The 19800-nt window shown below is 60.8% G+C and carries 20 protein-coding genes and 5 pseudogenes; 19 read left to right on the plus strand and 6 right to left on the minus strand.

Features of this window, described 5'->3' with window-relative positions:
- Nucleotides 1-16: 16 nt before the first annotated feature.
- The 6 genes and pseudogenes from K410_RS38115 to K410_RS41365 all read left to right on the plus strand — a co-directional run.
- Nucleotides 17-661: pseudogene (locus tag K410_RS38115) on the plus strand (transposase).
- Nucleotides 639-782 (plus strand): hypothetical protein, encoded by a 144-nt coding sequence (locus K410_RS41345; protein WP_283805292.1) that lies wholly within the window; start codon nt 639-641, stop codon nt 780-782. Before K410_RS38115 ends, K410_RS41345 begins: the two are co-directional and overlap by 23 nt.
- Before the next feature lie 22 nt (nt 783-804).
- Nucleotides 805-960, plus strand: coding sequence for a hypothetical protein (locus K410_RS41350; protein ID WP_433994223.1), 156 nt, complete (start codon nt 805-807; stop codon nt 958-960).
- A 345-nt stretch (nt 961-1305) separates the two neighbouring features.
- Entirely contained in the window at nt 1306-1527 is a 222-nt protein-coding gene (locus K410_RS41355; RefSeq protein WP_024342774.1) for a hypothetical protein, read from the plus strand.
- A pseudogene (locus K410_RS41360) lies at nt 1509-1616 on the plus strand (transposase); the annotation flags it as partial. The gene K410_RS41355 and the pseudogene K410_RS41360, both read left to right, overlap by 19 nt.
- A 172-nt stretch (nt 1617-1788) precedes the next feature.
- Nucleotides 1789-2212: pseudogene (locus K410_RS41365) on the plus strand (transposase); the annotation flags it as partial.
- A gap of 92 nt (nt 2213-2304) precedes the next feature.
- Here the strand turns inward: K410_RS41365 and K410_RS40750 are convergent.
- Entirely contained in the window at nt 2305-2568 is a 264-nt protein-coding gene (locus tag K410_RS40750) for a hypothetical protein (RefSeq protein ID WP_196232426.1), read from the minus strand.
- Between the two features lie 360 nt (nt 2569-2928).
- Here K410_RS40750 and K410_RS0135180 point away from each other — a divergent pair, with 360 nt between their 5' ends.
- From K410_RS0135180 to K410_RS0135225, 10 genes are all read left to right on the plus strand, one after another.
- A complete protein-coding gene (locus tag K410_RS0135180; protein WP_024342778.1) occupies nt 2929-4143 on the plus strand; it encodes an ABC transporter substrate-binding protein in 1215 nt (404 codons plus the stop codon).
- A 264-nt stretch (nt 4144-4407) separates the two neighbouring features.
- Entirely contained in the window at nt 4408-6027 is a 1620-nt protein-coding gene (locus K410_RS0135185) for a class I adenylate-forming enzyme family protein (RefSeq protein WP_024342779.1), read from the plus strand.
- A gap of 28 nt (nt 6028-6055) precedes the next feature.
- On the plus strand, nt 6056-7168 hold the full coding sequence (locus K410_RS0135190) for a CaiB/BaiF CoA transferase family protein (RefSeq protein ID WP_024342780.1): 1113 nt from the start codon (nt 6056-6058) through the stop codon (nt 7166-7168).
- 9 nt (nt 7169-7177) lie between these two features.
- On the plus strand, nt 7178-8170 hold the full coding sequence (locus K410_RS0135195; RefSeq protein ID WP_024342781.1) for an NADPH:quinone oxidoreductase family protein: 993 nt from the start codon (nt 7178-7180) through the stop codon (nt 8168-8170).
- A 128-nt stretch (nt 8171-8298) separates the two neighbouring features.
- Nucleotides 8299-9078, plus strand: a complete 780-nt coding sequence (locus tag K410_RS0135200) for an enoyl-CoA hydratase-related protein (RefSeq protein WP_024342782.1) — start codon at nt 8299-8301, stop codon at nt 9076-9078.
- Between the two features lie 3 nt (nt 9079-9081).
- Complete coding sequence (locus tag K410_RS0135205; RefSeq protein ID WP_024342783.1) at nt 9082-9849, plus strand: enoyl-CoA hydratase/isomerase family protein; 768 nt, start codon at nt 9082-9084, stop codon at nt 9847-9849.
- Entirely contained in the window at nt 9842-10549 is a 708-nt protein-coding gene (locus tag K410_RS0135210) for an SDR family NAD(P)-dependent oxidoreductase (RefSeq protein WP_024342784.1), read from the plus strand. Before K410_RS0135205 ends, K410_RS0135210 begins: the two co-directional genes overlap by 8 nt.
- Nucleotides 10550-11716 carry an acyl-CoA dehydrogenase family protein gene (locus tag K410_RS0135215; RefSeq protein ID WP_024342785.1) on the plus strand — a complete coding sequence of 389 codons (1167 nt, stop codon included), beginning with the start codon at nt 10550-10552 and terminating at the stop codon, nt 11714-11716. It abuts the gene before it with no gap.
- Entirely contained in the window at nt 11713-12594 is an 882-nt protein-coding gene (locus K410_RS0135220) for a 3-hydroxyacyl-CoA dehydrogenase family protein (protein ID WP_024342786.1), read from the plus strand. Before K410_RS0135215 ends, K410_RS0135220 begins: the two co-directional genes overlap by 4 nt.
- Nucleotides 12595-12598: 4 nt before the next feature.
- Nucleotides 12599-13231, plus strand: coding sequence for a 3-hydroxyacyl-CoA dehydrogenase family protein (locus K410_RS0135225; protein WP_024342787.1), 633 nt, complete (start codon nt 12599-12601; stop codon nt 13229-13231).
- A gap of 50 nt (nt 13232-13281) precedes the next feature.
- Here the strand turns inward: K410_RS0135225 and K410_RS41175 are convergent, their stop codons facing one another.
- A complete protein-coding gene (locus tag K410_RS41175) occupies nt 13282-13428 on the minus strand; it encodes a hypothetical protein (protein WP_245265961.1) in 147 nt (48 codons plus the stop codon).
- On the opposite strand from K410_RS41175, the pseudogene K410_RS41605 reads away from it, so the two are divergent.
- Nucleotides 13390-13545 (plus strand): annotated as a pseudogene (locus tag K410_RS41605) (PaaI family thioesterase); the annotation flags it as partial. The gene K410_RS41175 and the pseudogene K410_RS41605 sit on opposite strands and share 39 nt — an antisense overlap.
- 177 nt (nt 13546-13722) lie before the next feature.
- On the opposite strand, the gene K410_RS37800 reads toward K410_RS41605, so the two are convergent.
- A complete protein-coding gene (locus K410_RS37800; RefSeq protein WP_245269628.1) occupies nt 13723-15060 on the minus strand; it encodes a sigma-54 interaction domain-containing protein in 1338 nt (445 codons plus the stop codon).
- A gap of 147 nt (nt 15061-15207) precedes the next feature.
- Here K410_RS37800 and K410_RS41180 point away from each other — a divergent pair, with 147 nt between their 5' ends.
- Nucleotides 15208-15363 (plus strand): hypothetical protein, encoded by a 156-nt coding sequence (locus K410_RS41180; protein ID WP_245269629.1) that lies wholly within the window; start codon nt 15208-15210, stop codon nt 15361-15363.
- A 152-nt stretch (nt 15364-15515) separates the two neighbouring features.
- Here the strand turns inward: K410_RS41180 and K410_RS39035 are convergent, their stop codons facing one another.
- Together K410_RS39035 and K410_RS41185 are read right to left on the minus strand one after the other, a co-directional pair.
- Nucleotides 15516-17846: a CaiB/BaiF CoA transferase family protein gene (locus tag K410_RS39035; protein ID WP_080654979.1), complete on the minus strand. Its 2331-nt coding sequence runs from the start codon at nt 17844-17846 to the stop codon at nt 15516-15518.
- 82 nt (nt 17847-17928) lie between these two features.
- A pseudogene (locus K410_RS41185) lies at nt 17929-18180 on the minus strand (ABC transporter substrate-binding protein); the annotation flags it as partial.
- Between the two features lie 65 nt (nt 18181-18245).
- Here K410_RS41185 and K410_RS37805 point away from each other — a divergent pair.
- On the plus strand, nt 18246-18950 hold the full coding sequence (locus K410_RS37805; protein ID WP_283805296.1) for an ABC transporter substrate-binding protein: 705 nt from the start codon (nt 18246-18248) through the stop codon (nt 18948-18950).
- Nucleotides 18951-19005: 55 nt separating this feature from the next.
- Here the strand turns inward: K410_RS37805 and K410_RS0135255 are convergent, their stop codons facing one another.
- Nucleotides 19006-19800 carry an enoyl-CoA hydratase/isomerase family protein gene (locus K410_RS0135255; RefSeq protein WP_028139121.1) on the minus strand — a complete coding sequence of 265 codons (795 nt, stop codon included), beginning with the start codon at nt 19798-19800 and terminating at the stop codon, nt 19006-19008.

Raw genomic sequence — 19800 nt, forward strand, 5'->3', positions numbered from 1 at the left:
GCTTCGCATCCCCAAGCTGGGCAAGGGCTCCTACTTCCCGGGTTTCCTGGAGCCGCGCCGGATGGCAGAGAAGGCGCTCACCGCCGTGGTCCAGGAAGCCTATGTGCAAGGCGTTTCGACCCGCTCGGTCGACGATCTGGTGCAGGCGATGGGGATGAGTGGCATCTCCAAGAGCCAGGTAAGCCCGCTCTGTGCGAAGATCGACCACAAGGTGAAGGCGTTCCTCGCCCGTCCGATCGAGGGTGACTGGCCGTATCTGTGGATCGATGCTACCTACGTGAAGGTGCGCCAGAATGGCCGCATCGTGTCGGTCGCAGTCATCGTCGCGGTCGGCGTCAACAGCGACGGCCGGCGCGAAGTTCTCGGCATGGACATTGGCCCGTCCGAGGCCGAGACGTTCTGGACGGCGTTCCTGCGCAAGCTCGCCGCCGCGGCTTGAGTGGTGTCAAGTTGGTTGTCTCCGAAGCCCATGAGGGTATCAAGGCCACCGTCGCCAAGGTGCTCAATGCCAGTTGGCCAGCGGTGCCACGTCCACTTCATGCGCAACGCACTGGCCCATGCCGGCAAGAGCGGCCGGCGCGTCGTCTCCGCCTTCATCGCCACCGCGTTCGCCCAGGACGATGCCGAGGCCCGCTCGCATGCAGTGGCGCAAGGTCGCTGACCAGCTCCGTCCCAAGCTGCCCAAGCTTGCCGGCTTCCTGGACGAGGCCGAGACCGATGTGCTAGCCTACATGACCTTCCCGCTCGACCAATCCGATCGAACGCCTGAACGGCGAGATTAAGCGCCGGACCGAGGTCGTCGGCATCTTCCCCAATGAAGATGCCATCGTTCGCCTCATCGCGATCCTGCTCGAGCAAAACGATGAATGGGCCGTCCAGCGCGCCCGCTACATGACGCTGGAAACCATCGCGCCATTGAGCGATGATCCCACCGTCAGCCTTCCGGCGATCGCCAGCTGACCTGCCCCGGCTCTTGCCGGTGAACGCGGTCTCCCGCCGCCAGCTACACCACGCAACGGGGCACGATCTGTTGGAGCGGGTTGGAACCTAAAGACGTCTACCTGCGGGATTCAAGTCCCAGTGCGGGCAGATCGTTCGGGCGACTAATAATGGCCAACAAAGAAGAGCCAAAGCGAGGACATCGAGGAGCAGCGCAGACTGATCGAAAAGCTTCGACGCAAGAAAAGTTAAGGTGGCCCAAGTTGGCTGCGACCTGTTTCGGCCAGCCTCACCTTGCCGAGCAAGTCGCGAGGGTGTCCAGAAGGATGTATAAGTATGTGAGTTTACCTTTGAGGGGAGACTCACATGAGGACTGATTCGACGATCACTCCTGAACTGCTTGACCAGCTTCTGGCGAACTACAGCAAGCCAGAGGACCTGACTGGCGAGAACGGGCTGTTCAAACAGCTCAAGAAGGCCTTGATTGAGCGTGCGCTCGGCGCGGAGCTGACCGAGCAGGCAGCTTCGAGCCGCAGTTCGTCACCAAGGGGCAGACCCGGTTTGATGGCTTCGACGACAAGATCCTAAGCCTCTACGCCCGCGGCATGACGGTGCGGGAGATCCAAGGCCACCTGGCCGAGCTCTACGGCACCGAGGTCTCGCCCGATATGATCAGCCGGGTGACCGACGCCGTCCTCGATGAGGTTCGGGAATGGCAGAGCCGGCCGCTCGACGCGTCTACGCGATCGTGTTCTTCGATGCGATGCGGGTCAAAATTCGTGACTAGGGCCTGGTCAAGAACAAGGCAGTTACGCCGCGCTGGCCTACAACAGCGACGGCGAGAAGGACGTGCTCGGGCTCTGGATCGAGCAGACCGAAGGCGCCAAGTTCTGGTTGCGGGTCGTCAACGAACTCAAGACACGTGGCGTCAACGACATCCTGATCGCCGTGGTCGACGGGCTGAAGGGCTTTCCGGAAGCGATCACCTCGGTCTACCCGCAGACCCTGGTGCAGACTGCATCGTGCACCTGATCCGCAACAGCCTTGCCTTCGTCTCCTGGAAGGACCGTAAGGCGATCCTGCCCTCGATCAAGACGATCTATCGGGCCGAGAGCGCCGACGCGGCGGCGCTCAGGCTTGCGGAGTTCGAGGCCGAATGGGGCAAGCGCTATCCCGCAATCGGCCAGATCTGGCGCAATGCGTGGAGCATGTGGTGCCATTCTTCGCCTTCGCTCCAAGCATCCGCAAGATGATCTACACGACCAATGCGGTCGAGGCGCTGCATCGTTCGCTGCGCAAGATCATCAAGACCCCCGCCAGCTTCCCGACCCGACGAGGCGGCGCTCAAACTGATGTTCCTCGCCATCAGGAACGCCGGCGTTCATTGGCGGCGGCCGGTCGAGTGGACCGCCGCAATGGGCCAGTTCGCCATCCACTTTGGCGCTCGGTTTCCAGGAACCGCCCGCTGATGAGCACAATCGACATCACGGCGCCGACGATGATCGCTTGGTCCGAACCTTGGCCGTCAAGCTCCTGCGGCGCGCCGCTGCGCGGCTTGACCGCTCGGTCCGGCCAAGCAGAATTGTCCGCCATGCGGTTGATGCCAATCTTCAATGCCTTAAACACCAACTTCAACCTTCACAGAAATCGCTTACACAGAATTTCGGACATTCCCGGAGGACTTGCGCCGGCAACAATAGAGCCAACCGCTGGAGCTAGACTTGCCGGGATCGCAAGTTGTGCGAACCTGGCTCTTTCGATCCATATCCTGAGCGTGAGAGGGCTTACCGCACGCATTGGTGGGGCAACCCCGCGATATTTCCTCACCCGGCCGACAGTCTCTGAGTGTTGTCTTAGAAGACATTTGTCCTTCGCGCGGTCACTTTTCGTTAGGCTGGCCACCCCGCGACTTCAAAATCTTGGGCCTCCCGGCGCTGGCATTCTCTTTGCTAAAGGTAGGGTGGAATATCGAGCTAGAATGAGGATGGAATGAATAGACGTCGCATCTGTGTCCTGGTGACCAGTCTAGTCCTCTGTTTGGCATCGCCGGCGCACGCTCAGATTTCCGACGGTGTCGTCAAGATCGGCGTGATGGACGATATGTCGGGCCCGTACGCGGACATTCAGGGACCGGGCGACGTCGTGGCGGTCAAGATGGCGGTCGAAGACTTCGGTGGTCAGGTGAACGGAAAGCCGATTGATGTCGTGTCCGCCGACCTTCAGAACAAGGCGGATGTGGGCCTTGCGATCGCCAGACGTTGGTACGACGTGGAGAATGTAGACGTGATCATGGGGCTGGGCAATTCGGCGGTTGCCCTCGCGGTCCAAGGCATCACGCAAGAGAAAAAGAAGATTTCGATTACCACGTCGGCAGGGTCGACCGCTCTCACGGGGAAATCGTGCTCCCCGCTCGGAATGCATTGGGTTTATGACACCTATGCTTTGGCGAACGGCACGGCCAACGCGGTCATAGCGAACGGAGGCGGGGATAGCTGGTTTTTCCTCACGGCAGATTATGCCTTCGGACATGCGTTGGAGGCCGATACGGCGGCGGTCGTCAAGAAGAAAGGAGGCAAGGTGCTCGGCGCGGTGCGCGTTCCGTTGAACTCATCTGATTTTTCTTCATTTCTCCTGCAAGCTCAGTCCTCGAAGGCCCAGGTGATCGGCCTAGCCAATGCGGGATCCGATACGATCAACGCGATCAAGGGCGCGGCGGATTTCGGGATCATCGCTGGCGGGCAGAAGATGGCCGGCATGCTGGTTCTGTTGACCGACATCCACTCGCTAGGGTTGGAAGCGGCCCAGGGTCTGTTGTTCACCGAAGCTTTCTATTGGGACCAAAACGAAGAGACGCGAGCGTTCTCCAAGCGGTTCGCGGAACGTCACGGCAAGCCTCCGACATCCTTTCAGGCTGGAATTTACAGCGCTGCGCTCCATTATCTTAAGGGAGTGAGGGAGGCCGGCACTGATGACGCCAAGGCGGTTGTGGCCGCGATGAAAAAGCTCCCGGTGGAAGATTTCATGACCAAGCACGGCAGCATCCGCGACGATGGGCGGATGATGCGCGACATGTACCTGCTTCAGGCTAAGAAACCATCCGAATCCAAGAGCGAGTGGGATCTCATGAAGGTCGTAGCGACCATCCCGGCAGACGAGGCCTATCGACCGCTGTCCGAAAGCGAATGCCCGCTCATCAAGAAATAGACCGAGGAAGCGGCTGCCGACGGCTGTGTGTGCGGGCAGCATTCCGATGTGTCTTCGCCGAGGACAACGTGGATACGACGAGGACGGTTGCGGGAGTCGCAGGCCTGCGCTGGGGGTATCGCCTGAAGATCATTCCCAAGACAATCGAGAAAACATGCCCTTCGCCATCCCGGCACTAGAGGTGTCGGGATGGCACAGGTGTTGCTGATGAATTGGTCAGCCACCTCCAAATTCGTTCAACGAACGCCGCTTAGCGAGATTGGGATGAAACCGTACCTGACCCTCCATCGCCCTGCAGACGCAAAGTGCTTCTACGGCTCCGGCGCATGGCGCCAGGACACCTTTTACGACCTGCTGAGCCATCATGCAGCCGAGCGACCCAATTCTGCCGCGTTGCAGGACGCGCGCCGAACGCTGACGTGGAGCGAACTCAAGAATTGGACCGATGGGGTCGCCGTCAACCTGCGCGAATATGGCCTGGTCGGAGGCGACCGGGTGATGATCTGGCTCTCGAACCGCGCCGAGGCCATCGTCACGTTCCTGGCTTGCGCTCGCGAAGGCATTGCCTGCAATCCGTCTGTTCACAAGACCTACACTTGTGCGGAAGTAGGTGAATTGATCAGGACGCTTTCGGCGAGAGCGCTTCTGACTGAAGATGGTTGGGGGACCGATCGCGCTACGGCGGATTTCGATTCCGTTCTCGTCCGAATTAGCAGCCTGAAGGTCGTCTACACGCCCGAAACCTTTCCCGCGCCGGCGAGCAACAATACTCCGCCGTGCACCGATCCCGACAAAGTGTCGTACCTTGCGTTCACGTCCGGGACGACCGGCGCACCGAAATGCGTCATGCACTCGGACAATACCCTGCTCGCGAACGCGCGGGACCTGGTCGAGGATTGGAAACGAGGCCCCGGTACGGTGCTGCTTTCCCTCTCGCCTCTGTCGCACCACATCGCGTGGGTAGGGGTGGCGCAGTGGCTGTTGGCTGGCGGACGGTTCGTGACCGCCGATCCGCCGCCCGGCATGAGCCGCCTCGATTGGATCGAGACGACACGCGCCGATTATATCCTCGGCGTGCCCACGCACGCGATGGACATTCTCGCCGAACAGCGGGAGGCCGGCCTCGAGAGACTCGGCTCCGTCAAAACCTTCTACATGGCCGGCGCTCCCATTCCGCCGAGTGTGGCAGCCGCATTCGTTAGCCAGGGCATCACACCGCAGAATGTTTACGGCATGACCGAAAGCTCCTCGCATCAGTACACCCATCCCGGCGACTCCGCGGAGATCATCGTGAATACCTGTGGGCGTGGCGGCAAATCGTACGAGGTGAAGTTGTTCGATCCGGCCGACCCCGATAAGGAAGTGCGACCTGGCGAGCTAGGGCACATCGGCGGCCGAGGTGCCGCGCTCATGCTGGGTTATCTTGGCAACCAGACCGTGACGGAAGGTAGTTTCAACAGCAGCGGCTGGTTCTTGTCCGGCGATCTTGGCGTCATGGACGCCAGCGGCAACCTCCGGATCGAAGGGAGACTGAAGGACCTGATCATCCGGGGCGGCCACAACATCTATCCGTCGCACATAGAGGCGATTGCTCTCCGCCATCCGGCCGTGGGTCGCGTTGCCGCCTTCCCTGTTCCGGACGATCGTTTGGGCGAGCGCGTTTGCATCGCAGTATCAGGTCTGGTTGAACCGAAGGATCTGATGGATCACTTCCGTCGTGAAGGTCTCTCGAAATACGACATGCCGGAATACTTCCTGCGGGTCGAAGAGTTTCCGTTGACCGCGAGCGGAAAGATTATGAAGCGCGAGCTAATTCTCCAAGTACAGCGCAATCAACTGCAGCCCCAGCCCATCCGGGCCACGGTCGCTGCGCGCACGGCGTGATCGGTTTCAAGCAGGGAACCTTAACAACATGCGTCCCCTCGAAGGTATCCGAGTTGTCGATTTCAGCACGTTGCTTCCGGGTCCGTTCGCGAGCCTGATCTTGGCCGAGGCGGGTGCGCATGTCGTAAAGATCGAACGACCCGGTCGCGGAGACGAGATGCGGAGCTACCTGCCGAAGTTCGGCGACGACAGCGTCAACTTCGCATTGCTCAACGCGGGTAAGCGCAGCGTCGCTATCGATCTCAAGGCCCCCGACGCGCTCGAACGCTTGCGTCCGCTCGTCGCCGAGGCTGACGTCTTGATCGAGCAGTTTCGCCCCGGGGTGATGGACCGCCTGGGCTTGGGGTACGAAGCGCTCAAGACCATCAATCCGCATCTGATCTATTGCGCGATCAGCGGATGGGGGCAAACCGGTCCGAAGGCGATGATGGCGGCACACGACCTCAATTATCTCGCCGAGTCGGGTATCCTCGGCCTGAGCGCGGGCGCGAACGGCGCGCCGGTGATCCCGCCGGTGCTGATCGCCGATCTCGCCGGCGGCGCCTACCCGGCAGTAACGAACATCCTGCTGGCGCTGCACAGGCGCGAGAAGACGGGCGAGGGCGCGTATCTTGACGTTTCGATGGGAGAAAATCTGCTGAGCTTGGCGTACTGGGGCTTGGGCAATGGCTTTGCGGCCGACCAATGGCCCGCCGGTGGCGACGCGTTGGTGACCGGTGGCAGTCCTCGGTACCAAATCTATCGAACTTCGGACGATCGTTTTCTTGCGGCTGCTCCCATCGAAGACAAGTTCTGGGAAAACTTCTGTTCGGCGATCGGCCTCCCGCCCGAGATGCGCGCGTCGGATGCCAACCCACGTGAGGCGATCGACGCGGTCGGCCGCATCGTCGCGACGAAAACCGCGGCCGATTGGAGGGCCATCTTCGAGGGCAAGGACGTATGCTGCTCCATCGTCGCCAGTTTGAAGGATGCGGTGGCTGACCCTCATGTCGAAGCCCGCGGCTTGCTCGCACGAGAGATTTCGGCCGGCGGTCGATCGATTCCGGCGCTTCCGGTGCCGATAAGCCCGCAATTTCGCGGGTCGAACGTAGTGCCTTCACCGCGTCTGGGCGCGGACAATGACGAACAATTGGCTGGGTAGGCAAGCCTTATGCGAGCTTTTCAGGTATTAGAGCATGGTCCACCGTCCAGTTTACGGTGCAGCGACGTCGCGGATCTCATTCCTGGAGACGGACAGATCCGCGTGGGTATCCGCGCCGCGGGAATCAATTTTCCGGACACGCTGGTGATTGCCGGCAAATATCAGGTGCTGCCCAAGCGGCCTTTCTCGCCCGGCAAGGACTTCGCCGGCGTCGTTCTAGATGTCGGCGAAGGTGTAACTCGCTATGCTCGTGGCGATCGCGTGCTCTGTCACGTGGAGTATGGTGGCTTCGCCGAGCAGGCGCTGGCGGCCGAACAACAGGCATTCGGGCTCCCCGACGGAATGTCCTTCGTTGCGGCGGCGGCGATGGGGTTGGTCTATCAGACGGCCTATCTCGCTCTTGTCGATCGAGCTCAACTGAAGCCAGGGGAACATGTGCTCGTCGGTGGCGCGGCTGGCGGCATAGGCCTGGCGGCCGTACAACTTGCAAAGGCCATGGGAGCGACGACGGTCGCTGCGGTCCGCAGCGCGGACGAAGCGGCGCTGGTGAAGGAAAATGGCGCCGATCACGTCGTCGATCTGTCGTTGCCGAGCCAGAGGGAGCAGCTGCGCGCTCAGGTTCTCGCGGCGACCGAGAACAGAGGCGTCGACGTGGTGATCGATCCGCTCGGAGGCGATTTTCTGGGCGCGGCGCTGCGCACGATGGCCTGGTGCGGACGGCTTGTCGTCGTCGGCTTCGCCGCTGGAGACATTCCGACGGTCAAGGTCAACTACCTGCTGGTCAAGAACATCTCGATAGCTGGTCTGCAGTGGAGCGATTATCGCGATCGGGCCCCGGACCGAATAGCGGCGGTGCAACACGAGATCTTCAGATTGTGGAGGCTTGGCGCCGTGAAGCCGTACATCATGAAGGAGTTTTCGTTCGCGGAGCTGCCGAGGGCGCTCGAACTGATCGAAAAGGGCGAGATCCGCGGCAAAGCGGTCGTCGTGATGGACGGATGAAGGCAATGCACACGGTCCAAAACAATCCTTCATCGCTCGTGGGCTCATTCGCCTGACGACGGACGATTCGAATGCCGGCTCGCAATAGCCGACGCTGATCAACCCAAGAACAAACGGAAAGGAACGCAATGTCTTTCAGCACTATCCTTTACGAAGAAGACGGCCCGATCGGCACGATCACGCTCAATCGACCTCAGGACGGCAACATGTTCACGGTCGACATGTGCCACGAAATTCGCGATTGCATCAACGCGATCCGCCGCGAAACACGAACTCGGGTCATCGTCCTGACGGGAGCCGGCGACAAGTTCTTCTGCATCGGCGGTCGCAAGGAAGGCATGGAGAAGACCATGCTGTATGCCGGGGTGCTACCGACCCTGGAAATGTACGAGTCCATCGATCGGTTGCAGAAGCCGGTGGTCGCGAGCGTCAACGGCTTCGCCGTCGGCGGCGGAAACGTCCTCCAGGTCGTCTGCGATCTCACGATCGCCAAGGAAAGCGCTGTTTTCCGCCAGGTCGGCCCCATGATGGGTTCGTTCGATGCTGGTTACGGTACCTGGTATCTCGAGGATCTCGTCGGGAAAAAGAAGGCGAAGGAGATGTGGTTCCGCAATCCGAAGATCTCGGCGGCGGAGGCGCTCGAGATCGGACTGATAAACAAGGTCGTTCCGGATGACAAGCTCAAGGAAGAAACACGCAAATTCGCGATGGAGATCGCCGAGCGTGGCCCCTTTGCTCTGGCGTCGATCAAGGGCGCGTTCAACGCCCGGCACGGCGGAGTATCCGGCCTGGCACGCATCTCTCACGATCTCCTGTTGCGGCCGTACCTGGAGACCGACGAAAGCCACGAGCTGTCGGCGTCGTTTGCCGAAAAGCGAAAGCCGGATACCCGCAAGTTCGGGAATTAGCTCATGGCGGTCGAACTCGCGAAATTGGACGATTGTGCGTTGCTGCGTCTGAACCGCCCGGAGGCGCTGAACGCGCTCTCGTTCGGTGTGCTGCAGGAGATATCGGACGCTCTGAAAGAGGTGGGCACCTGGAAGGTGCGCACACTGATCGTCACCGGTGCCGGCGAAAAGGCGTTCTGCGCCGGCGCCGACATCAAGGAACTGGGCGACCGGTCGCTGATCGAGTGCAAGCGTGGGGCGGAGCTCGGCCAGGCGGCCTTCGCGAAACTTGACAGGCTGCCTTTTGCGTCCGTGGCCGCAATCAATGGCTTCGCGTTTGGCGGTGGCTTGGAGCTCGCGTTGGCCTGCACGTTCCGGATCGGGACGCCGAGTGTGAAACTGGGACTTCCGGAGATCAAACTCGGTCTCATTCCGGGATATGGAGGGACGCAGCGGCTTCCGAGACTGATCGGCGAAGCGCGAGCGATGGAGATGATCATGCTCGGTCGGACGGTCGGAGCAGAGGAGGCGTTGCGCGTCGGACTATTGCACAGGATCGTCGAGGGCGACGTGGTCGACGCCGCGCTGTCGTTCGCTCACGAATTCTCATCCTTCAGTCTATTGGCGCAGGGGTTTGCGCGAGAAGCGGTTTCCCGCGCGCTGGATGTTCCTGTCCACGAAGGACTGAAGATCGAGGCTGACCTCTCGACGCTGGCATATGCCACGGCTGATGCCAACGAGGGCATGTCTGCGTTCATCGAGAAGCGGAGGCCGGAGTTTAAGGATGCGTAAGGGGCAGATTATCGTTACCGGCGCGAGCCGAGGCATAGGCAGATCCATCGCGCTCGAACTTGATCGCAGGGGCTTTGCGGTCGCCGGTCTTTCCCGGAGTGGAGCTACCGCCGCCGGCACTGGCTATGCCTGCGACATGACGAGCGAAAGCGCGATCTCGGGAGCGATCGCGAAGATCGCGTTGGAGGGACCGGTCATCGGCCTAGTCAACAACGCCGGCGCCCATGAGGCAAAGCGGACCGTCGAGCTCTCGCTGTCGGATTTCGAAGCCACGATGCGGCTGAACGCATCGGCCGTCATGGTCGCCTGCCGAGAAAGCTATCCGCATCTGAAGCTTGCGGGCGATTCCCTGATCGTTAACATAGGTTCCTTCTTCGACAAGCTCGCGGTGATCGATAACCTCGCCTATTGCGCGTCCAAGGCCGCGGTCGGCGCCATCACCCGCTGTCTGGCTGCGGAGTGGGCGCGCGACGGCATTCGCGTGCTTGACGTCGCGCCCGGCTACATCGAGACCGATCTGAACCGTGATTTTCTCGCGAGCGACAAGGTCCGGGCGTGGCTGAAACGCCGCGTGCCGGTCGGTCGGGCCGGATCTCCCGACGAAGTCGCGCGCCTCGTCGGCGCGCTCTATGCGGAGAACATCGCGTTCCTGACGGGCGAGACAATCTACATCGACGGCTGCCAGGGAGCGAACCATTAGATGTCCATCTTCGACGAACTGGAGCGCAGCCGCAACTGGAGCGACGATGACAAGCTCATCCTGTCGCAAGTCGACCGGCTTTGTGATGAGGTGATAGCACCGAACGCGGAACATGTCGACGCGAGCGGCGAATTTCCGTGGACCAACGTCAAGGCAATCAACGGGCTCGGCCTGAACGGAGTATTCGTGCCGGAGGAATTCGGCGGAGCGCCCACCTCATTCCGTTTGTACCTTGCGATCGTCAGGCGCATCTCCGCAGCCTGTGCCGCGACCGGCATCATCTATGCTACGAACTTCCATGCGATGAAGCCGCTGATCGAGTTCGGAACGACCGAGCAGAAGGCCCGTCTGCTGCCGCGTATCGCCGAAGGCGGATTGGCGTCTCTGGCCATCACGGAAGAATCCGCCGGATCCGATGCGACGGGTATGAAGACGAGATTTACTCCAGACGGCGACCAAATCGTGATCGATGGCTCGAAGCTCTTCATCACCAACGGCGATGTCGCAGACCGCATTCTTCTGTTCGGCAAATTCGCAGGGATCGACGAACCGAAGAAAGCCATCTCGGTGTTGGTGCTCGAGAAGGGGGCTCCCGGTTTCGAAGTCCTCCGCCTGGAAGACAAGATGGGCCACCGCGGGTCGTCGACTGCCGCGCTGCGCTTCGATGACGTCCGTGTGCCGCGCGCGAACCTGATCGGAGAACCGGGCGACGGTCTTCGGATCTTGCTGGCGTCATTGAACCGCTCCCGCCCGAGCATCGCCGCGCACGCGATGGGAATCGCGATGGCTGCCTTCAACGATATGACGGCCTACATGAACGAGCGCAAGCAATCGGGTCGCCGCATCGTGGACTTCCAGGCCAACCAGTTCATGCTGGCGGATCTCGCGACCGATCTCGCGATGTCCGATTGTTGGCTGGATCATCTGGCGGGCCTCATCGATTCGGGCGCGAAGGACTTCCGCGTCCAGGCATCCATGGCCAAGATGCGCGCGTCGGACCTCGCGATGCGTGCTTCGACCGAGGCCGTGCAGATGTTCGGTGGGTACGGCTATTGCCGCGACTACCGCGTCGAACGACTGATGCGCGACGCCAAGATCACGCAGATTTGGGAGGGTACCAATCAGGTGCACCGACAGCTTATCGGCAGGAGTTTCGCAGGGAAATGACGAGAACAATAAAGACGGTGGGTGTCTGCGGCGCTGCGGGGACCATGGGGGCCGGCATCGCGCTGGTCGCGGCGCGCGCGGGCTTTCGAACCATTTCCTATGACATGAAGGAGGACGCTCTCGAAAGGAGCGCAAAGCAGTCGGCCGCGTTTCTCGATAAGTCGGTCGAACGCGGCAAGCTGGAGGCGTCGAAACGCGACGCCATAGTCGGCGCGATGTCACGGACTACAGATATTTCCGCTCTGGAAGATTGTGATCTCGTCATAGAGGCGGTGTTCGAGGACCTCGCGACGAAACAAAAGTTGCTTGATCGCCTCGACGCGGTATGCTCCGAAGACACGATATTCGCTTCCAACACCTCGACACTCTCGATCACGGAGATCGCGTCAGGATCGAAGGTGCCGACACGCGTGGTCGGGATGCATTTCTGCCTTCCTGCGCAACTGATGAAGTTGATCGAGATGTCGCCGGGCATTCTGACGTCGGAAGAGACGTTCGAATCGGCTTGGGCGTGGACGAAAGCCTGCAGCCAAATACCGGTCAGAACACAGGACAAGCCGGGCTTCATTCTGAATGCGCTCCTGGTGCCCTTCAACAACGACGCGATCCGGGCGCTGGAGGCGGGGGTGGCGAGCGCAGCGGACATCGACAAGGCGATAAAGGCCGGGCTCGGATACAAGATGGGGCCCCTCGAACTCATCGATCTCATCGGACTCGATACGCAGGTGAGGCTTTGCGAGGCTTTCTATCCGATCACGCTGGATCCGCGAGCTGCGACTCCGCCCTTGCTGCGGCGCATGGTGGCCGCGGGCCTGCTCGGGCGCAAGTCCGGAAAGGGCTTTTTCGACTACGAAGGCAACGCGATGTATGGAGCCTGAGCCCATGACCTATGCGATTATCCAGGACGGGCCGAGCAGATCTTTTGCCGAAGGCGACAAGTTCCTCGCCGGAGCGACTGATCGGGATGCCGACGTCATCGTCCACTGTGGCACGCCCTTCGTCGCCGATCCCGGAAAGGCCGCAATCCTGGTCGAACTCGGCGACGAGAGCCTCGCGGAGCACATCGGAGAGGATCCCGCCGTCACGAATGCGTTAGGTTTTGCCCGCTATCGGAACGGCGACGACGCGCCCTCGAAACTCGTCGAACTGGTGCGGCCGGCGTCCGCCTCGGATGCTGCCGTCGCCGCCGCTGCCAAAGTCTTCAAAGAGGCCGGACTGGAAGTGGTGGTGTCGTCGGATCAGATCGGGCGTATCGTCAACAGGCTGGTGATCCCGAAGTACAACGCGGCGCTGCGTTTCCTCGATGAAGGTCTCGCGACGCAGGCCGACATGGATCTGACGTGCAAGCTCGGCCTGGGTTATCCGGACGGCCCGTTGGAGCGCATCATACGCGGGGGCTTGGAGAACCACTACGACACGACGCAGGCGTTGTTTGAGACCTACGGCACGCCGGCTTATGCGCCGCCGCGGCGCGCCGTCGTCTCGAAGAACATGAGCAGGAGGCGCGATCGATGATGCCGCTCGCGCCCCCGAAAGAGCTGGACGCTAGTATGGTTCCGTCCAGGCTAAAGGACGCGATCGGCGAGATCTTCCCGGAAGGCTTCGATTTCGGAGACGTGCTCGGGATGCACCGAACGCGAACGAGCGCCGGCGAGGCATCGTTCGAAATCCAGATCGGCCCCGAGCACCTCAACCGGCACGGCGGAATTCATGGCGGCGTGCTCATGGCGATGCTCGACACCGCCGGACTCTGGGCCATTGCGGCTCCGGACGAAGACGCTCCTCCGAAAGCGGTCACCCTTTCATTGACGTGCAGCTTCGTCGGGCGTTCGGAGGCCGGTGACACCGTGATCCGCGCAACAGGCCGGATCTCGAAGCAGGGCGCAGAACGTACTTCTCATCGATCGTCGCGGAGAGCTTTCCGAGCGGGCAATTGGTCGCGACCGGGCAGGGCATCTACAACAGGATCACGTGACGCTCAACCAGCTCCACGTCGGCGCGGCGGCTCAGACCTCCGAGTCGTTCATTTCGGACAATTTTCGGTACAGGTAGGATCTCGAAATGCCGAGACTTTCGGCGGCCTTCTTCTTATTGCCCTTGTAACGGACCAGAGCGTCGCGGATTCCCTGAGTTTCCACCTTGTCCAACATCGCCCGGAGTCCGTCGGCCGCAATAGGTGGAGCGGTCTCGGCCATCATGGTCGGCCGCGATGCGGCCTGAGGCTCAATCTTCGGCTCGGTAAGATCCTCGACTTTGATGGCGGTGCCATCGCAGAACGCAAAGGCGCGTTCGATTTCGTGCTGAAGCTGCCGAATATTGCCGGGCCAAGGTCTTTCCATCAACGCAGTCAGGGCCTCGTCGTCGATCGACGGCACTGGGCGAGCATGGCGGTAGGCGATGCTCTCGAGGAACTTCGAGGAGAGCAGCGGGATATCCTCGATGCGTTCCCTAAGCGGAGGCAATTGGATCACGATGGGTGATATCCGGTAGAACAGGTCCAGCCGGAACTTGCCGGCTTCAACCAAGGACTGAAGGTCCCGGTTTGTCGCGGAGATCAATCTGAAATCGAGCTGGCGTGGCTTGTCGCCTCCGACACGCTCGACGATCCTATCCTGCAGCACGCGCAGCAGCTTCGCCTGCACCTCGAGCGGCATGTCCCCGATCTCGTCGAGAAACATGATGCCTTCGGTCGCCTGCTCGAATTTTCCTTTCCGGCCCTTCTTGTCGGCTCCTGTAAAGGCTCCCGGTTCGTATCCGAACAGCTCGGACTCGACCAGAGTTTGAGGCATCGCCGCGGCGTTGACGGCGATCATGGGTCCGTCCCTTCGCGGGCTCAGCCGATGCAGCGCGTGAGCGACCAATTCCTTGCCGGTCCCGCTCTCGCCGCGTATCAGAACGGGAATCTCCAGAGGTGCGATCTTCACGATTTCCGCGCGGAGGCGCTGGACGGCGGGACTGTTGCCGACGATGCTATCGAGCCCGTATTTCTGGGACTTCAGCGTCTCCGATTCCCGTTTGTAGAATTCGACCTGCCCCTCCAGCGCGCGTATCCTGGCGTTCAGGATGGCCAGCTGCTCGGGTCCTTTGAACATCACCCGCCCATACGCGCCGAGGATCCTGTCCTTCCGACGAATCGGGATCCTGGACACGATCCTGTCCGAGCCGCGCATGTGCTGCATCGTGCCGACCTCGGCCTTGCCGGACTGCACGACCTTATGCAGCCTGGTCCCCTCGACGACGTCCTCTATCAGACGGTCCCGCGCCTCGCACGGCTTCAATCCGAAGAACCGTTCGTGAATGGGTGACATGTAGGAAATGCGAGCCTTGTCGTCGACGATGATCATGCCTTCGAAAGGATCCGTGAGAAGCTGCTCCATCATTTCCCAGGCGAAGTCGACACTCGACAGGAAGTTGATGACGGCGTCGCCGGGTGGCTCGCCGAATATCAGGAGATCGTCTCTCGCGACAGTCATCACCAGAACGATATAGGATTGGCGATCGAGAGTGAGCCGATTGATGCGACGTATCCGAGCCTCGGCGATCCAATCCGGATCGAGCGCGAGACTTTTAAGGCGGGGGTCTTCCGCAACGCCAGTCGAAAGAACGATCTTCGTCCTGTCCGACAGCAGAAGGCCGCGATAGCCTGAAATGCTGTCAAGCGGTATCATTATCCCGCCTTGGCTCCCTGACGTGTAGTCCTTTAGGACAATTAATCACATAAAGAGAGGGCGCTACAATGATTCAGCGCGCGGTAGTGTATGCACGGAGAACATGACGCATTGCGATTTTGCCTTCTACTTTAGTCGTACCATGATCCGTTTTTCTTGAAAATCTCTATCGTCCTCGGATCGAGCCAGTCGGCTAATGCTTCGTCGGCCGTGTTAGGCGCATTCGGAGACCGCGGAGTATCCGTAACGCTGCGACTGAAACGCGGGGCGGGAGCGGGTTGAAGCACCCCTTCGATCTCTATGAACGATTTTCGTTCGACGAGATGGGGATCGGCGAAAGCCTCTTCGACGGAGTTGACGACCGTCGCGCAACAATCAGTACCGTCGAACGCGACACGCCATTCATCGGCTGTCTTTTCCGAGAACGCCGCCTCGAGGTCGAGCCGCAATGATGTCCAATCCTCGCGCTTGCGACGAAGCGCGTCCTTGGCATCGAGACCAGCCTTGGCGGCCAACTGTGAGAAGAACTTATCTTCAATGGTGCCGACGGCGAGCCAGCGGCCGTCGGCGCAGCGGTACACGTCATAGAACGGACCGCCGCTGTCGAGCATGTTGGTCCCTCGCTCTTCTTTTGCGAGCCCGGAGGCCAACATGCCAATGTGTCCGCCGAGCAGTGAAAGGACGCCGTCGACGATGGCCGCATCGACGACCTGGCCTTGGCCGGAGCGTTGCCGCTCCCATAGAGCGCTGAGTATCCCGAGGGCTAGGTAGAGCGAGCCACCTCCAAAGTCTCCCAAAAGGTTCAGGGGCGGCGTCGGCGGCTGGCCCTTCCGACCGATCGCGTTGAGAGCGCCCGTCAGCGCGATATAGTTGATGTCGTGTCCGGCGTACGGCGAAAGCGGGCCCGTCTGACCCCAGCCGGTCATCCGACCATAGATCAGGCGCGGATTGAGCCGCTGACAGACTTCCCAACCGAGCCCCAATCTCTCCATGACGCCCGGGCGAAAGCCCTCGATCAGCACGTCGCTGCGCTCGACCAAAACCTTCACCAACTCGAGCGATTGCGGTCGTTTCAGATCGAGTTTCAAGGATTTTCTGCCACGATGCGAGATCTGGAAACGTCGTGGGCGCTCAATCCCCAGACCCGCGTCTTCCGGCCGTTCTATTCGTAGAACGGTGGCGCCGAGGTCGGCGAGCAGCATCGCACAGAAGGGAACGGGCCCGATCGCGGGAAACTCCAGGACTGTCAGACCGTTCAGCGGACCCATATGACCTCGCAGGCGAAAGTATTTACGGAAACGATCAAGCCAGGACGCGCGCGGAATAGAGCGCTTGGATTTCGGTCTGGCTCTTTCCGAGCGCAGCAAGGATCTCGCGCGAATGTTCGCCAAGCCCCGGAATCGACCCGTTCTTCCCGATTTCGGGACCGGGGCAGCCGGGTATCGCGGCGACTGGGAGCGATCCCAGGCCGTCAAGGCGACGGTCTGGTAGGCCCCGACGGCGTTCACGTGTTCGTCGGCGAGCCAATCGGCGTAGGTATTGACCGGGCTTGCCATGACGCCGCGGGCGAGCAGGACCTCGACCCAGTCGGCCGTGGTACGCGTACGGAGCATCTCCTGAAGGACCTTGTTCATCGCTGCGCGGTTGGCGTTTCTGTTGTCCACGGAACCGAAACGCGGATCGCCCGAAAGTTGCGGACATCCGAGCGCATCGCACAGAGCTTCGAAATTCCGCGATCGCATCGCGCTCAAGAGAACATGGCCGTCCGCCGTTTCGTAGATGCCTGATGGGGAATATAGCGGTCCTGGAGTAGGGCCTTCCGCCTGAGCCTCCATCAGCTTGGCGGCCTGGAAGGCGGCGGCGCTTTGCATCAGGCTCATGTCGATGAACGAACCGGTACCGAACCGCACCTTGCGCATCAAAGCCGCGCTGACAGCCTGGAAACCGTAGAGACCCGTGACCGTGTCGATGACGACCATCGCCTGCCGATGCGGCTTTTCGACGGATCCGTTCATCACCATCATGCCGGAAAAGGCCTGGATGACGCCGTCGACGGTTGGACGTTCTCGGTTGGGGCCGCTTTGACCGTAACCGGACACGGACATGTAGATGATTTCGGGATTGACCTTCTTCGCTTCCGGATAGCCAAGGCCGAGGCGGGAAGCGACCCCGGCCCGAAGGCTCTCGATCACTACGTCGGCCGTAGCGACCAGATCGCCGGCGATGCGACGTCCTTCCTCTTTCGCGAGATCGATGGCTATCGATCGTTTTCCCCGATTAAACGCGGTGAAATGAATGGTGTTGTTCTCGATCGTCCTCCCCAGGATCCGCCCCCAATCGCCTTCCGGCGGTTCGATCTTGACGACGTCCGCCCCGTGCAGGGCCAAAAGCATCGCCGCGTGCGGTCCCGCGACGCCCTGACTAGCGTCGACGACCCTGAATCCTTCGAAAGCCCTTCGCATGCGCAACAATCCTTCCCGCGCTCTTCTTATGGAGAAGAAAGTTGCATTTCCCGTGCCGCGACCGAAAGACCCATCCGCGACGGACCTTCTTTCCGTTCAGATAGTTCTGGATTGCTGCGTTGGTCGCCGTTCCCAACGTGTCGAAGATGAGAAGCACATCGTCCTGCTCGATCAGCTTGCGCGTTTGCTCGACAGTCTTTGGCGGGCTGTATGCGTCGTCGAGGCTGATCAGCGTGATCTTTCGTCCGTTCACGCCTCCCTGGTCGTTTACCATCTGGAAGTAAGCTTGGTTGGCCTTCGCTATCGTGGAGTAGTGAGAACCCGGTCCGCTATAGCGCCGCGCATGTGTTCGCGTCAAAAACAGTCGGATGGGAAGTGTAGCAATCGGCGACAGGAATTCTGTTCGGCTCCCGGAATTACGAGCGCGATAAACGGTATCAGAACGACGATTTGGGCCGCGACTACATCAAAGGACTGCGCGCCAAACTGGGCGCGGAGGCTGATACTATGATTGTGAAGGAGTTGAGCTACGACATCACCGAACCGACCATCGGCTCCCAATTGATCACATTAAAAGCGAGCGGCGCCGACGTCTTTGTCAATCTTTCGACGACCAAGTTCGCGGCTCAGGCGATCCGCAAGGCTTACGAGCTGGGGTGGAAACCGACGCAACTTCTCGCCACCGTGTCGGCCTCAACCTCCGTCCTCAAGCAGATCGGCGCGGAAGCGAGCACCGGCGTGATGGCCCTGCACTACATGAAGGACCCGGCTGACCCGCGCCTGGCGGACGACCCCGGTTTCAAGGAGTGGCTGGCGTGGATGAAGAAGTACTATCCGTCCGGAGACATCACGGACGAGTTCAATGTTCTCGGCTACTCCAACGCTCAGACGCTGGTTCAGGTGCTCAAGCAGTGCGGAAACGATCTCTCGCGCGAGAACGTCATGAAGCAGGCTCAGAACCTCGACATGCAGCTACCGATGGTCCTGCCGGGTATTCGACTCAAGACGAGTGTGACCGACTTCGCCCCGATGAAGGATCTGCACATGGAGCGCTTCAACGGCGAGGGATGGGATCCGATCGGTTCGCTCATCTCGGGCGAGTGAACTTCGGAAGGGCCGCTTTCGGGGGTAAGCCCTTCCGATCTTACATAGCGTGAAGCTATTTCTGACTGGTGGGAGCCGCGAAGTTCGCGGGCCGCTTCTCGACGGCGGCCCGCAAACCCTCCTTGAACTCGCTGCTGGACATCGCAAGCGCCTGGCCGAGGCCCTCGAATGCGAACATGTCGTGCATTCCGGTTTCAAAGGTGCGTGCCATGAGCTGTTTCGCCAACCCCATGACTTCCGATGGTCCATCCGCGAGCCGACGCGCCTCGCCCAGCGCCTCCTCCTTGAGCTTGTCACTGGAGCACACCCGTGTGACAAGCCCGTTCGCGAACGCTTCCTGGGCCGTCCAGGTCTGATTTCCGAACAGGAACGTCTTGGCGCGCGCCAGGCCGATCAGTCTGGGCAGATGGTACATCATGCCGATATCGGGTACTGCGCCGAGACGGAAGAAAGCCGCCATGAACTTGGCGTCCTCGGACGCGAAGACGACGTCGCCGCATAGAGAAAGTCCCATTCCACCGCCGGCCGCATGCCCGTTCACCGCCACGACCATGGGCTTGTTGAGCGAAATGAGCGGGAAGAGCCAATCCTTCAGACCTGCGAAACGGCGGTGGACGGCCCATGGATCGGAAGCGACTTCGAGCATCTTGAAATCCCCGCCCGCGCAGAAAGAGGGACCTGCGGCCGCGAGGAGAACGGAGCGAACGGAGCGGTCGGTGGACGCCTCCCTGACCGCATGTCCGAGTTCGTCCCTGAGCTCCGACGTGAGCGAGTTTCGTGAACTCGGATTGTTGAGAGTGAGGATCATAACCGCGCCGTCGCGCTCGACCATAACCTGCTTCGGATCCAC

This window comes from Bradyrhizobium sp. 22 (assembly GCF_000482425.1).
In the GTDB taxonomy this organism is placed as follows: Bacteria; Pseudomonadota; Alphaproteobacteria; order Rhizobiales; family Xanthobacteraceae; genus Bradyrhizobium; species Bradyrhizobium japonicum_B.

Bases quoted from the DNA above. Each gene is read 5' to 3' on its own strand.
- K410_RS41345 (WP_283805292.1), top strand. From the start codon at position 639: ATGCAGTGGCGCAAGGTCGCTGACCAGCTCCGTCCCAAGCTGCCCAAG.
- K410_RS41355 (WP_024342774.1), top strand. From the start codon at position 1,306: ATGAGGACTGATTCGACGATCACTCCTGAACTGCTTGACCAGCTTCTG.
- K410_RS0135180 (WP_024342778.1), top strand. From the start codon at position 2,929: ATGAATAGACGTCGCATCTGTGTCCTGGTGACCAGTCTAGTCCTCTGT.
- K410_RS0135185 (WP_024342779.1), top strand. From the start codon at position 4,408: ATGAAACCGTACCTGACCCTCCATCGCCCTGCAGACGCAAAGTGCTTC.
- K410_RS0135190 (WP_024342780.1), top strand. From the start codon at position 6,056: ATGCGTCCCCTCGAAGGTATCCGAGTTGTCGATTTCAGCACGTTGCTT.
- K410_RS0135195 (WP_024342781.1), top strand. From the start codon at position 7,178: ATGCGAGCTTTTCAGGTATTAGAGCATGGTCCACCGTCCAGTTTACGG.
- K410_RS0135200 (WP_024342782.1), top strand. From the start codon at position 8,299: ATGTCTTTCAGCACTATCCTTTACGAAGAAGACGGCCCGATCGGCACG.
- K410_RS0135205 (WP_024342783.1), top strand. From the start codon at position 9,082: ATGGCGGTCGAACTCGCGAAATTGGACGATTGTGCGTTGCTGCGTCTG.
- K410_RS0135210 (WP_024342784.1), top strand. From the start codon at position 9,842: ATGCGTAAGGGGCAGATTATCGTTACCGGCGCGAGCCGAGGCATAGGC.
- K410_RS0135215 (WP_024342785.1), top strand. From the start codon at position 10,550: ATGTCCATCTTCGACGAACTGGAGCGCAGCCGCAACTGGAGCGACGAT.
- K410_RS0135220 (WP_024342786.1), top strand. From the start codon at position 11,713: ATGACGAGAACAATAAAGACGGTGGGTGTCTGCGGCGCTGCGGGGACC.
- K410_RS0135225 (WP_024342787.1), top strand. From the start codon at position 12,599: ATGACCTATGCGATTATCCAGGACGGGCCGAGCAGATCTTTTGCCGAA.
- K410_RS41175 (WP_245265961.1), bottom strand. From the start codon at position 13,428: ATGAATTCCGCCGTGCCGGTTGAGGTGCTCGGGGCCGATCTGGATTTC.
- K410_RS37800 (WP_245269628.1), bottom strand. From the start codon at position 15,060: ATGATCATCGTCGACGACAAGGCTCGCATTTCCTACATGTCACCCATT.
- K410_RS39035 (WP_080654979.1), bottom strand. From the start codon at position 17,846: ATGCGAAGGGCTTTCGAAGGATTCAGGGTCGTCGACGCTAGTCAGGGC.